The sequence below is a fragment of the Lacticaseibacillus sp. YLM2-1 genome (genome assembly GCF_056583465.1).
This window is the reverse complement of record NZ_CM152617.1, coordinates 2,818,429-2,832,092: the sequence shown is the minus strand read 5'-3', so window position 1 is coordinate 2,832,092 and position 13,664 is coordinate 2,818,429. Positions and strand designations below refer to the sequence as shown.

Annotated in this window: 10 protein-coding genes; 8 read left to right on the top strand and 2 right to left on the bottom strand. The window is 46.9% G+C overall.

Annotation, left to right across the window (positions count from 1 at the left end; translation table 11 throughout):
• Window positions 1-6 precede the first annotated feature (6 nt).
• From AC07KQ_RS13705 to AC07KQ_RS13680, 6 genes are all read left to right on the top strand, one after another.
• A complete protein-coding gene (locus AC07KQ_RS13705) occupies window positions 7-804 on the top strand; it encodes a two-component system regulatory protein YycI (protein WP_003568189.1) in 798 nt (265 codons plus the stop codon).
• A 69-nt stretch (window positions 805-873) separates the two neighbouring features.
• Window positions 874-1,692: an MBL fold metallo-hydrolase gene (locus tag AC07KQ_RS13700; RefSeq protein ID WP_003568187.1), complete on the top strand. Its 819-nt coding sequence runs from the start codon at window positions 874-876 to the stop codon at window positions 1,690-1,692.
• A 509-nt stretch (window positions 1,693-2,201) separates the two neighbouring features.
• Window positions 2,202-3,530 (top strand): S1C family serine protease, encoded by a 1,329-nt coding sequence (locus AC07KQ_RS13695; protein WP_003571864.1) that lies wholly within the window; start codon window positions 2,202-2,204, stop codon window positions 3,528-3,530.
• 612 nt (window positions 3,531-4,142) lie between these two features.
• Window positions 4,143-4,547, top strand: a complete 405-nt coding sequence (locus AC07KQ_RS13690; RefSeq protein WP_003568183.1) for an iron-sulfur cluster biosynthesis family protein — start codon at window positions 4,143-4,145, stop codon at window positions 4,545-4,547.
• Window positions 4,548-4,706: 159 nt separating this feature from the next.
• Window positions 4,707-5,144: an Hsp20/alpha crystallin family protein gene (locus AC07KQ_RS13685; protein WP_003571862.1), complete on the top strand. Its 438-nt coding sequence runs from the start codon at window positions 4,707-4,709 to the stop codon at window positions 5,142-5,144.
• Window positions 5,145-5,510: 366 nt separating this feature from the next.
• A complete protein-coding gene (locus AC07KQ_RS13680; RefSeq protein ID WP_003568179.1) occupies window positions 5,511-7,358 on the top strand; it encodes a heavy metal translocating P-type ATPase in 1,848 nt (615 codons plus the stop codon).
• A gap of 160 nt (window positions 7,359-7,518) precedes the next feature.
• Here AC07KQ_RS13680 and AC07KQ_RS13675 read toward each other — a convergent pair whose 3' ends face one another.
• The gene (locus AC07KQ_RS13675) at window positions 7,519-8,691 is read right to left on the bottom strand and encodes a hypothetical protein (protein WP_003606211.1); all 1,173 of its coding nucleotides are present in this window, start codon (window positions 8,689-8,691) and stop codon (window positions 7,519-7,521) included.
• 788 nt (window positions 8,692-9,479) lie between these two features.
• Between AC07KQ_RS13675 and AC07KQ_RS13670 the strand changes: the two genes are divergently transcribed.
• Window positions 9,480-11,090 (top strand): peptide ABC transporter substrate-binding protein, encoded by a 1,611-nt coding sequence (locus tag AC07KQ_RS13670; RefSeq protein WP_013246145.1) that lies wholly within the window; start codon window positions 9,480-9,482, stop codon window positions 11,088-11,090.
• Window positions 11,091-11,114: 24 nt separating this feature from the next.
• Window positions 11,115-12,458, top strand: coding sequence for a M20 family metallopeptidase (locus AC07KQ_RS13665; protein ID WP_013246144.1), 1,344 nt, complete (start codon window positions 11,115-11,117; stop codon window positions 12,456-12,458).
• A gap of 123 nt (window positions 12,459-12,581) precedes the next feature.
• On the opposite strand, the gene AC07KQ_RS13660 is transcribed toward AC07KQ_RS13665, so the two are convergent.
• Window positions 12,582-13,412, bottom strand: coding sequence for a hypothetical protein (locus tag AC07KQ_RS13660; RefSeq protein ID WP_013246143.1), 831 nt, complete (start codon window positions 13,410-13,412; stop codon window positions 12,582-12,584).
• Between the last annotated feature and the right edge of the window lie 252 nt (window positions 13,413-13,664).

Here is a 13,664-nt window from a genome sequence, read left to right as displayed (position 1 = left end):
GATCTTGTGGATTTTCGACGCATTGAATGGATTTTTCTAGTCGTGTTTGTCGGTCTGAATATTTTCTTAGGCATTAGCTTTTTTCAGGCGCAGCAGGTCGATTTGGCAACAACCAAAAGTGGAGATGCCGCCACGATCACCGACATTACGCGTGACCAGATTAAGCTGCCGCATTTGAGCAAGCAAACACCAGAAGGCGATTATCTTGCAAGTCAGGCGAACACAGCGTTAAGTGCTGCGCACAGCAAGTTGGTGAAGCAACAGGTCAGCATCAGTGAAGGTGATTACCAAGAGTTGCAGGCAAGCTTAGACACGCCGATCACTTTGAAAAAGAGTCAGCAAATACGCCAACTGACGACATTTGTGAAAGACAGTATTTACCATGGCAGCGAATACGAATATGCGCCGGCGCTTTCCAGTGATGAACGTGTTGTCTTTGCTCAGCACCCCAAGGCTGGCTTGATCTATGATCGGCGGGCTGCAGTGACCTTGCATGTAGTTGACGATCGGTTGGTCAGTTATAGCCAAACTTACCTTGCAAAGTTAAGTGTTTTGCGCGACCGCTTAAATTTAATGAGTGAACAGGATGCGGTGATTACGTTGTATCGAGATAACGATATTCCGAACAATTCCGCGATTGTATCTACTAAATTGGCCTATAGTTACTTGTTAGATGCAAAGGGGAGCACGGTGTACGTGCCAGCGTGGTATATCGGTGTTAAAAACCGTGCAACCGGCAATGTGACGGTTAAACGCGTGAATGCCATTACCCGAACCGTTATGAAGAATCGTAATGACAATTAGTGTTAGAATGTAATGAAATAACAACTGGATGATCAATTTGTTCATCAGTTAAATGGTAGAAGATGGGAGATGTTGATCGTGGGCGAAGATTTTGGGATGCGTGTCAGTGTCCTTGCTAGCAGCAGTTCAGGCAACGCAACCTATATTGAAACGCCGGGTCATAAGGTGCTGGTCGACGCCGGCTTGTCCGGCAAAAAGATCGAGACGCTGATGCAAAGCATCGGGCGCGACCTGACAGATGTCGATAGTGTCTTCATCACCCATGAACACAGTGATCATGTCCGTGGTGTCGGTGTTTTAGCACGACGTTATCCGAAACTGAGTGTGTATGCGAATGCAAAAACCTTTGCGGCACTGCCCAAAAGTGTTGGCAAAATTCCAGAAGACCAATTGCGGCTTTTTGACATGGGCGCAACGTTGACATTAGGTGATTTGGATGTTGAGAGTTTCGGCGTTTCACACGATGCTGCGGCGCCGCAGTTCTATCAGTTCCATCATGACGGGAAAACCTTCACGATTCTAACGGACACAGGGTATGTTTCTGACCGTGTTGCAGGTACCATTCGTGATGCAGATGCCTATGTCATGGAATGTAACCATGATCTTGAGATGTTACGAACGGGGCCTTATCCATGGCCACTAAAACAGCGTATTTTAGGCGACCAAGGCCATCTTTCCAATGAGGACGGCGCTGATGCCTTGATGGATGTTATCGGGCTGCGAACCAAGCGCATTTATTTAGGACACCTTTCTCCGCACAACAATAATAAACCACTCGCACACCTAACCGTCGCTTCACTATTAGCTCAACAAGGCCTAGCCGTCGATCACGACTTTCGTATCTACGACACCGATCCTGCAGTTGCAGATCCGCTGTTTGTGGTATAAAGCAAAGCGCGAGCAGGAGCGCTTAGAAACCGGAATGTAAGTGGCCTCAGGCGTGATGGCTGGGCTTTGGCCATTGCGCCTGAGGTCCTTACATGGAGGTTTCTGCGACTGCGAGCGCGTTTCCGCAGCAACAGCGGTGGCGTCTTAAGCATTTTCCGTCATCCAACGCTACCACACGCTACCCAAGGCAGTGAATATCCCGACCCAAAAATCCGGTCGCATATTCACTGCCTTTCATTTTTTATTGATGGTGCAAAAAAATAAGCAACCCCACGAACTAATATCGCGATACCGCGGGTCTGAGACTGTATTAAAAAATCCCGAGGTTGTTCATAATTTCGTCAAAATCGCCCCTTACAATTATAAATGTAATCAGGGCGAGTTAGAACTGCCCATAGAGCGCGAACTAGTCCAGGTAAAAACCAATGTATCAGCGGCCTCAGCCAAACGGCTAGGTCTTATGAGTCAGTTTCTGGGCAAACGAGCGCGTTTAAAGGAGGAATTCCGTTATGGATAATGGAAGTCATAACTTTCAAGAGACACCACAAAACGAGCAACAGCCACAGCGGGCACCAAAAAAGCCTAAGAATAGCGGCTGGAAGCAGATTGCGATTGTTGCTGTTGTGGCAGCCTTGATAGGTGGCGGTGTTGGCGGCGGGACTGCCTATTTGGCAATCAACCACAGTCAAAGTCTCGGTGTAACCGATACGTCAGGGAAAGCCGGTACGACGAAGATTTCCAACGTTTCTGTTAATGAAAGCAGTGCATCGGAACAAGCCTTTGCGAAGGTTAAAGGCGCTGTCGTTTCCGTTGTGAATATGCAAAAAGCCGAGAGCAACAGTGATGGTCTAGACACATTTGGCGGTCTCGAAGGTATTTTTGGACAAGACAGTCAAAGCAGTAGTAGTTCGCAGAGCAGTTCGTCCAGTCTTCAAGAGGCCAGTGAAGGATCGGGTGTCATTTATCAAAAGAAAGATGGCAAAGCTTATATCGTGACGAATAACCATGTTGTTAGTGGTTCAGATAAGTTGGAAGTCATTTTGAGCGATGGTACGAAACTAACGGCCAGTCTTGTTGGAACGGACTCGACGTCTGACTTGGCAGTGCTGACCATCGATGGTAGCAAGGTCAATACAGTAGCCAGCTTCGGAGATTCTAGCAAGATTGCTACCGGTCAAACTGTCTTAGCGATTGGTTCTCCGCTCGGTTCCCAATACGCGACAAGTGTGACGCAAGGGATTGTCAGCGCAAAGAGTCGGACAGTGGATGTCACTGATGACAGTGGTAACACAACAGGTCAGGCAACGGTTATTCAAACGGATGCAGCGATTAATTCTGGGAATTCCGGTGGTCCGCTGATTAATCTTTCAGGGCAAGTCGTCGGTATTAACTCTATGAAATTATCCGGCAACTCTGGCAGTAATGCCACCATTGAAGGCATGGGCTTCGCAATTCCAAGTGATGAAGTCGTTTCAATCATCAATCAACTCGTTGCTAACGGGAAAGTGGTTCGACCAGCGCTTGGCATCGAAGTTCGTGACTTATCCACTGTTTCTGCAACACAGCAGAAATCGGTTCTGAAGTTGCCTGCTAGTGTGACGGATGGTGTTGTGGTTGCTGGCTTTACCAGCGGCAGCAGTGCTAAATCTGCTGGTTTGAAGCAGTATGATGTGATCACGGCCCTTGATGGGGTAAGCACCTCAAACACCGCAGCCTTGCATACACAGCTATACAAACACAAGGTGGGCGACACGATTAAATTGACTTTGTATCGTGCCGGAGAACAGCAGACAGTCTCTGTGAAGCTGTCGCAAACGACAAGCGACCTTAAGAACTAAATCACACAAATAGATAATCCTCGAGTCAGAAAATGTTCGTTTCTGGATCGAGGATTTTTTGATGCACTTGCGAAGTTAGTGGCAAGCGGTTTCTCTGCAGTTTTGAGCTTTTATCCGAAAATTCAAGGGGCCAACCTGTGGAAAAGTTCAAGAAAAAGATTTGTCAAGAGTGGGTAACTTTTACCTAAAATTGATGCTTTGCCTGTGGATAACTCTGTGGATACTGTTCATAACTAAGATTCTGGGGTGTGACTAAGTTATTCACTGACTTGGGGATAACCTGTGGATAAACTTTTTTAACTTGTGACAAAACGTTTGTTCCCAGCGGCTGGAACGGGATGCGTGAGCTGAAGTTTGTGAAATCGAACGATCAAAAACTGTGGATGACTTCTTTTTAAAAATTTTTTGCTTGAATTTTTTAAATCGCCTATTTGGTGTCAATTCGAATACTTAATACTATATTTGGCGTATGAAGTTATAAACATGTGGATAAGACGTGTGGATAACCTGTTGGTCGTTGCGAAAAACTCCGAATTTGACTTCATTTGGAAATGTGAGTACGATAAAGAAGGTAAAAAGGTTGTGCACAACTCAATAGAGAGGATGGTTCGGATGCAAATCTCAATCAAACCAGCAGCAGTCACTTACTTGAAGGATCATGTCAATCAGGATCAACGGTTATTCTTGGCACTGGATGACGGCTCAAGCAAATATTCCAAACTTGGCGGTTCTTGTGCCATTGGAAATAAATATCAGTTAGTGGTTGCCGATGAGGATGATCAAGATTATGCGCTGCCACTGGACAACGAAGCTGGTTTCAAACTGACAACGGGTGACCCAGAAACGGATTATTTCGGCAGTGGTCTGACACTTGATTTCAAAAACGCATCGTTGGCTCTGCGTGATGACAGCGGCATTCTTGATGGGGCTGTGACCTTGAATAAGGACGCCGCCTTACCACAAAATGATGCACAACGTCGGGATGACATGACAAAACTGGGCGGCAAAATTTGCTAAGGTAGCTCTGGGCTATTAAGTCACTTTTTGCATCAACCAGTCATTGAATAGGACCACAAAATTAGCACTCGACGTTTGCGAGTGCTAATTTTTGTGGTATACTAAAGGTGTTGTAGGGAAGACATGAAATGCCTTCGATATGAAAGGAAGTATTCGAATATGGCTAATGATTTGATGCGTCGTAATGATTGGCTGAGCGATCCTTTCTTTAACGATTTGGGTCGTCATCTTTTTGACAGCTTGACACCAGCAAATGTTGATCGCAGTCGGGTTCTAAAGACTGATATTCAGGAAAACGATCAGGCGTATGTTGTGAAAGTTGATGTGCCTGGCATTGAGAAGCAAAATATCAGTCTGAGTTACGATCGTGATGTGCTCAGCATTGCCGTTAAACATGAGGAGCAGGCTGATCATGCTGATAACGACGGTAACATGTTAATGTCAGAACGTAGCTATGGCCGCATGAGTCGTAGTTATCGGCTGCCAAATGTCAATGAAGGTCAGATTAGCGCCAAGGTCAATGATGGTGTCCTGACGATCGATCTGCCAAAAATGACAAGCGACCAAAAGGGCAATCATCAGATCAACATTGATTGATCTACGAATTATTTGCCTAGCTTCATCTATATACGAGAGACCGTACCGATTTTAATGGTGCGGTCTTTTATTTTGTTAAAAAAGCAAGTTATGTGAGCCTTATCATATGAGAAGCGTATAATGTGAAGTGAATATTAGGGAAGCCATAAAATTAACGGGGTCAATCATTGCCGGTTTAAGCGTACTGGTTGGGGATGATGGACAATAGAGTTGATTTTCGGTAGAAGAGTTTAGTCATGGCTCAATTAATAGAAACCATGAATGTCGAGCATCTAAGTGGGACAGATTATATTCGTTCTAAAAAAGGTTGTGCTTTCAGATTGTAATGGTTATAATTGGGGTACTTAGAAAAAGGGAGTGGCAGTGATGAAAAAGAACTGGCAATTAATGATGGTGCTTGCTGTAAGTGCCATTGCGCTAGTCTTTGCTTTCGGTTTAAAGCAACCATTGATCGCGCAAGGGCTGATCACGGTGATGGGGTCAATCATTGCTTTAATTATGTTCTGGGGCATGGTGAAGACAATTCGTTCTGGTAACTTCGGCGTTGACTTGCTTGCCATTACGGCGGTTGTTGCCACCTTGGCGGTTGGCCAGTATTGGGCTGCGATGATCGTGTTATTGATGCTGACTGGTGGCGATGCGCTTGAAAGCTACGCAGCAACAAAAGCAAGCAGTGAATTAAAGCAATTACTCGAAAATGCACCGACAACCGCGCATCGTATGGTTGATGGACACGTTAAAGATGTTGAAGTTGAGGCCGTCCAAGTTGGCGAAACGATTTTGGTTAAGCCGCAGGAAGTCGTGCCAGTTGATGGTACGGTTTTGGCAGGTGAGAGTTTGGTGGATGAAGCCAGTTTGACGGGTGAATCTAAACCGGTTGCCAAAAACGCAGGTAGTGATATTATGTCTGGGACCGTCAATGGTGACGCTGCCCTAACTGTTAAGGTCACGCAACGGGCTGAAGATAGTCAGTATCAAGGGATTATTAAACTGGTTAAGGAATCTGAAGCGCGGCCAGCACATTTTGTTCGGATGGCTGATCGTTATGCGGTACCATTTACGTTGATTGCTTATGTGATTGCGGGTCTTGGCTGGTTCTTCTCTGGCGACCCAGTTCGCTTTGCACAGGTATTAGTTGTGGCCTCGCCTTGTCCGCTGATTCTGGCCGCGCCAATTGCGATGGTCTCCGGCATGAGTCGTAATAGCCGCAACGGGATCATTGTCAAGTCAGGGACTACGCTAGAAAAGTTAAGTGATGCTAAAACCTTTGCCTTTGATAAAACCGGCACCGTGACACGCGGTATTTTAAAAGTTGCGACGATTTTGCCACAAGCCGGTTTCTCACAGGATCAGCTTTTGAAGCTAGCCGCAAGTGCGGAAGGTCAATCGACTCATATTTTGGCGCGTTCACTGACAGATGCTGTGCCGACAGCTGATCGGCTGCCAGCGACAGATGTGTCGGAAACAACTAGCTTTGGCGTTAATGCCACGGTGGATGGCCGCAAAGTCAAGGTCGGTAAAGCCGAGTTTGCTGGGACGAAGGCTACGGTTGATACGACTGCCGTGTATGTGAATGTTGATGGCCAGTACGCAGGTGCGATCACATTTTCCGATCAGATTCGTCCAGAAGCAAAAGAAACGATGACGAAACTGCATGAATTAAATGATGCTAAGCTGATTATGATTTCTGGCGATCAGCAGTCAATCGCTGATAAAGTGGCGGCACAGGTCGGCATTGACCAAGTCTATGCGGAACAATTGCCACAACAGAAGATTGAAGTTTTGGATAACGTCCCTAAGGATGGCCGGCCAGTTGTGATGGTTGGTGATGGTGTCAATGATGCACCTTCATTGGCGATTGCTGATGTCGGCATTGCAATGGGTGCACATGGGGCAACCGCGGCAAGCGAATCGGCTGATGCCGTGGTTCTGCGCGACGATTTGGCGAAAGTTGCTGCGGCCACTTTAATTGCTAAGGAAACCATGGTCATTGCCAAGCAAGCGGTCCTCATCGGCATTGCGATTTGTACAGGTTTGATGTTAATCGCCAGCTTCGGTGTCATTCCAACAATTATTGGCGCAATGCTGCAAGAAGTTGTCGATACCGTGACGATTCTCTATGCTCTGCGAGCGCGCAATGGCTTGCATCGGCAGGCACTTGTGGATCCTGTCCGGGCAACTGCTGAACGTGAACAGATTCAGCAGATCAACTAGTAGAAAACCCAAAGACCCGCATCAATTCGACGTAGCTGTCGAACTGATGCGGGTCTTTTGTGAGACTTAAAAGTTGTTTGAATGATATGATAACGTAGCGAAACGCTGATGATGGTGGGAGAAGAGGCCATTATCAGCGATTTTCGAAAGTAGCAAAGGTCTAATGCTGCGGTTGACTGTTTTTGTTTGCATCTTGCCCTGTGGGATTGGAAGAAGATGGCGCAGAGGAACTTGGTTTTGAACTACTGCTACCACTGTCGCCGTTTGGTCCCCAAGTCCACTGAAAGGAACCGTCGCTCATTGTGACAGACCTGATCGTCATGTCATCAACGGCTTTGCCTTGGATTTTGATGGATGCAACTGCATCGTCATAGGTTTTATACAAACCGCCGCTCAAAACGGCCGTCATGGGCTCTGCTTTGTTGGCTGATGCTGATATTGACGAGGAAGCACTTGCACCAGCATTATTGTCGGTGCTTGAACTTGTCCCACTCGGTGAAGTAGTCGGTTGACTCGGAGCTTTCTGGCTCGGTTGACTTGTTTGATCAGAAGCTTGACCTGCAGTTGTCGCGTGATTCCCAGACACGCCGCTAGCTGGTTCACCAGTGTCTTGCTGATTTTGCCGACCAGTAGTTGCGGTTTGCTTGGTTGAAGATGTGTCTGTCGATTCCATTGCCACGGTCGTATCATTGTTAGCTTGTGATTTCTTCGCTACTTGGACCAATGGCAACACGTTTTTGGCAAAGTCCTGATTTTCGACATTTTCAATGGCGTTGATGGCTAGGTCAATGTTACTGCTGCTCAGATCAGCCTTTGGGTGCTGTAAATTCTGGTCGTTATAAAGTTTTTTGATCTGCGCAATCGCTAAAGATTTCTTGTAAAGTTGTGTGACAGCTTGCTGATAGTCAGCTGCAAATGCCGGTTTGATTGCGACAATGGCCTTATAGGCTGCACTGGCTCGGGTACCTTCCGATTCGATCTGCGCCAGATTACTACTCTGGGCGTTAGTTGCCTCTTGAATCGTTAGCATGTTACTGGCAGCGTCAGCATCCCGTTTGTCCTTGGCGACAATTTTCTTTTGATCGCGATTTTCCACGTTATGAACTAATTGGTTGACCTTGGCCTGAGCTGCGGTCACCATGGATCGTGATAAGTGTTTCGCAGGGAAAGTTCGCTTGGATGACGAGTATAGTTGGCTGATTTGTTGCGTTGCCGCTTGGACGGCGTGTTGTTCAAATGAGGTATCGATCGTATTCCGCATCCCGTAAAAAACGGTTAAGTAACCTGCAAGCAGGGTTACGATCAAGATTTGGAAAATATGTTTTCGCTTCATTGATGGCACCTCCAATATCCTAATGGTACGGGCCGGACTTAACAAGACCATTGCAAACAGGTCACGAAACAACTTCTTTTTGTTACACATTAATGTATTTGTAATATAAGGGGTTTACTAAAAAGGTGCAAGTTCATTCAAAAATGAGAATGAACTTGCACCTTTTTTCATGCTGTTTAGTTTTTTTCCTGATAATCCGAACTGAATGCTCTTGATGCCAAAATTTGCTGGATCAGCATGACTACACTTTTTGAGGAAATGGAAATCCGTTATTTTATAAGTCTCGCGAAGCGTTTCCTGTTATTTAATCGTGGGATGCTTGACAACCATGCAGGTATTCGGTTAGTGTTTGAGTCAATCAAATAACCGTTCATGCAAACCTTTGAAGTGGAGATCAAGCTGATTGTGCACGCACAGAGAGCCGGCGATGCTGCGAGTCCGGCCGAACGCAGGTCAGTAAATGGACCACTGAGGGTTCCCCCGAAAGTTTTACGAGTACGGGGAAACGTGTTGACATACGTCAGTTGTCGCCGGGGTGTTGGCCCCGGGCTAAGCGTGATCAAACACTGCCAGATGCTACCATCACACAGGCGCAGTCTCTTTGATCAAACTAAGGTGGCACCGCGGGAAACCGTCCTTAACAAGATGTTTGTTATGGACGGCTTTTTTTGTGAGCGCGAGTCAGCCCGGTTTCTGGGCTGGCAAGCGCGTTATGGAAGCTAGTCCATCAAGCAAAACATGCTTGATGGCAGCACGCGACACAAATCAACCAAACGAGGTGCACAAAAATGAAAAAGCATGTTTTCTTGGGTTTAGGCTTATTCGGGATCACCGCACTACTTGCTGCATGCGGACAGCAAACCAAGGCTGCAACGACCCAGCGTACGCTAAACGTTGCTGTCAGCACAGAGGCCAGTTCACTTGATCCGGCGCATGCCGTTGATGCAACCAGCGGCGGTATTTTGGAACAAATTATGACGCCGCTTTACGACCATGATAAGGACGGAAAGATCATTCCGGCGATGGCGACAAAGGTTGTCAAACCAACTGATGGCGGAAAAACATATACATTGACACTGCGCAAAGATGTGAAGTGGAGTGATGGTACCCCGGTAACAGCCAAAGATTTTGTTTACTCCTTGAAGCGCATCGTTGATCCTAAGACGAAAACCGAATTTGCATATCAATACGATGCGATTGCTAACTATCAGGACATTGTTGCTGGCAAGAAATCCCCTGATACATTAGGTGTTTCGGCACCAAGCAAATATGTACTCAAAATTCAGCTCAGCCAGCCAACCCCCTATTTTGCTAGTCAGATGACTGGCTATTATCCGACTAATGAAGCCGCTGTGAAACGGTATGGCAAGCAATTCGGAACGAGCGCGGATAAAATCGTGACCAATGGCGCATATAAAATTAAAAACTTCAATACCACGAGTGATAGCTGGGACTATGTGAAAGATCCCGAATATTTTGCCAAAAAGGCTGTCAAAATCGCTAAAGTTCATGTGACGGTTTTGAAGGATTCCAGCACGATCGATAACCTTTTTGCAACGGGCAAGCTCGATGATGCACCGTTGTCGGGCAACTTAATCCAAAAAGAAGCCAAAAATCCTGCGTTGACCAAAACAGTGGCGGCCAACATGAATTATCTGCAATTCAATACCAAGAACCCACAGCTCAACAATGTTAATTTGCGGCGAGCTGTCTCTGCGGCGTTAGATCGTCAAGCCATGACAACTAAAGTGTTGCAGGATGGCTCCAAACCTGCTAAGGCCTTTGTTCCGCAAGGCTTAGCCACGAATCCATCAACTGGCAAAGATTTCACCGCAGATGCTGACACACCACTGACTTATTCACCAACCAAAGCCAAGGCTTATCTCAAAGTAGCCTTGAAAGAATTGCATACCGACAGCATCAATTTTGCGATTCTGACCTCAGATGTTGACACCGATAAACAAGTCGGCGAGTACATCCAAAGTCAGCTCACCAAGGTTCTACCGCAGTTAAAAGTTACCGTCAGCAGCTTGCCAAAAATGACCCGAATTCAACGCTCACTTGATGGTAAGTTTGATGCCGTACTGATGAGCTGGAACTCAACGATTCAAGACCCATCCGACTATCTCAATACCGCCACAGCCACTAACATTTCAAACTTTTCTAAGTTCAGTGATAGCCAGTTCACTGCCTTGATGGCTAAAGTAAATAACACCAATGGCCAAAGCGCGAAGGCACGTTATCAGGAAGAATTGGCCGCTAATGCGCGGGTTATTGATGTTGCGGGATACATTCCCGTTTTCCAAAGTGCTAATAGTCGGCTGATCAATACTAAGGTTGGCGGGCTTCACTACAGCATGTTACAACCGGCGGAATACCGGCACGCTTACTTCAAATAGTGACAAAAGAAAGCAGGTCGAAAAATGACAATACCCATGCAGGATTTTCTAACGAAGTATTTACAGTTTCATTCCGTCTCTTTAGCAGAGGAAAATGAAATTCCAGAAACCGCCGAATTTCTACGAACCCAGTTTACCAAGCTGGGCGCAACAACAAGCCGCATCTTGCACACAGACCGCACCAACCCAGCTGTGTACGCGGTTTTTCCGGCGCAGACAGCAGATGCCCCCACAATCTTGTTCTACAATCATTACGATGTTCAACCAGCTGAACCGCTAGCCTTATGGCAAAGTGATCCCTTTCAGTTGAAAATGACCGACACCCATCTGTACGCTCGGGGGATAAATGACGATAAAGGTGAACTGGCGGCACGCTTGGCAGCACTTCAGCGCCTGCAAGCGCAAGGCAGTCTTCCTTGTACCATTAAGTTCTTGGTTGAAGGGGCAGAAGAACAAGGCAGTCCGAATCTAGACTACCTGTTAGCGCAATATGCTGATCTGTTAGCTGCTGACTTCTGCCTATGGGAATCTGGTGGTCGAAATGAGCAAGGCAAGTTTCAAATCTCGCTTGGCGTGAAAGGCGGCGTCGCGTTTCAGCTGAGCGTTAAAACGGCAGATTTTGATCTTCATTCCAGTTTAGGGGCGATCACAGAAAATCCGGCATGGCGGTTGGTTCAGGCTCTAGCAACATTGAAAAATGCAAAGGATGAGATTACGATTCCGCATTTTCTTGATGTCGTCAAGCCGCTGACAGCTACTCAAAAGCTGTTAATTCAAGACGCCGCCTTTGACTATGCAGCGTTTGCTAAGAACTACGGCATTACCCGCCCGGCAACGGTGCCAGCTGATGACATTAAGGCGGCCCTTTATAATCGGCCAAGTATGACCATCAACGGGTTATCCAGCGGCTATGAGGGTCCCGGCATTGGCAAGACCATTTTGCCGCACACCGCGCTGGCGAAGCTTGATCTGCGCTTGGTGCCAGATCAGACACCGGCAGAGACCGTCCGGCTAGTCAAAGAAGCGTTGACGGCTGGCGGTTATGACGATGTGATGGTGTCTGACTTTCTAGGCGAGCCGCCATTTAGAACCGATCCTGACGACCCACGTGTTCAGACGGCTTTGCAACTAGCCCGTGCGACTTATGGGGATGATGATGTTCAAGTCGAGCTGAACTCTCCAGGCAGCGGACCGATGAAGTACTTTTATGATATCAATCACGCACCGATTATTTCATGCGGGATTGGCAATGCCCATTCTGCCGCCCATGGTCCCAACGAAAATGTGGTCATTGCTGATTACTTGAGCTTTATCGACTATTTGACCCAGTTAGTGCCGCAATTGGCCAAGACGAAAACAGCAAATTAATTGGCACTGACTTCTAGCAGTGGCCAATAAAAAATGACGATCCGCACAAGTTTGCATGTGTGCGGTATCGTCATTTTTTTGACAGGCAACGCGTGCCTGAGTATCGGTTAGTGATCCAAAAAATTACGGATTCTGGCTAGATGAAGAAGTTGCTGTCGAGGTTGAGCCGGATGCCTGACTTTGCTCCGATTCACTGCTGCTAGCGGTAGATGAGCTAGCCTGACTACTGCTGTCTGCAACAGATGGCTGACTACTATCGGCGGAGCTAGGCAGTACTGACGATGCTGACGGTTCGGTGTCACGACTGTCTTCTCCGGCAGTGGCATCTTGAGCGGTACTGATTAGCGGCATAACTTGGTCGGCGAATTGTTTATTGTCCAATTTTTCAACGGCAGCCAATGCAGCCTGTACTTGTGCCGAGCTCAGATTTGGCTTAGGAGTCTTGAAATCAGTGTCACTAAAAAGACTGGCAATTTTTGCCACAGCCGCTTCTTGATCAGACAACTGTGCCACACGTTTTTGATAGGTCTGGACGAAGGTTGGCTTCTGCTTGGCAAGCTCGGTTAATGCTTGCTGCGACTCATCTGACAACGTTTTTAGCTCGTCCAGTTTTGTTGCATTTTGAGCGACAGCATCTTTAACAATCAGCATATGTTTAGCGGCATCAACATCGGCTTGTGCGCTGGCAAGTGCGGCAACGTGGTCTGCATCATTGGCCTTCTGACGAGCCTGTTGTAATTTGGTCTCGGCAGCTGCTATAGCCTGCTTATTTAGCTGGTCTGAAGGTAATTGATGCGATTGATCCTTGAACAAATCATTGACTTGGTCGGTAGCGGCTTGAACGGCCTGCGCTGACCGGGTATCTGTCCAAGTACTATGCATACCGTAAAACAAGGTAAAAAATCCTGCGGTCAGCGTGATGACGATGATCGAAAACAACGTCCTGCGCTTCATAAATACTTCCTCCTAAGAGCGAGCGTCAACCAATATCTTTAGTAGACAAGGTGCCAACACCTCCTGATGTGATGATTAAAATTGATCATCACATCAGGAGGCAGATAGAGCTTGCTTCATTGGCAGACGCATTATAGAACAGCTCAACTGATGTACAAACAAAGTGCGACAGGTCCATAAATAGCCTGTCGCGGTGGTTCGCTTCGAATGTCGCTGTTCCTTTTAGCAAATCCTAATTCTAGCACGTTGCCG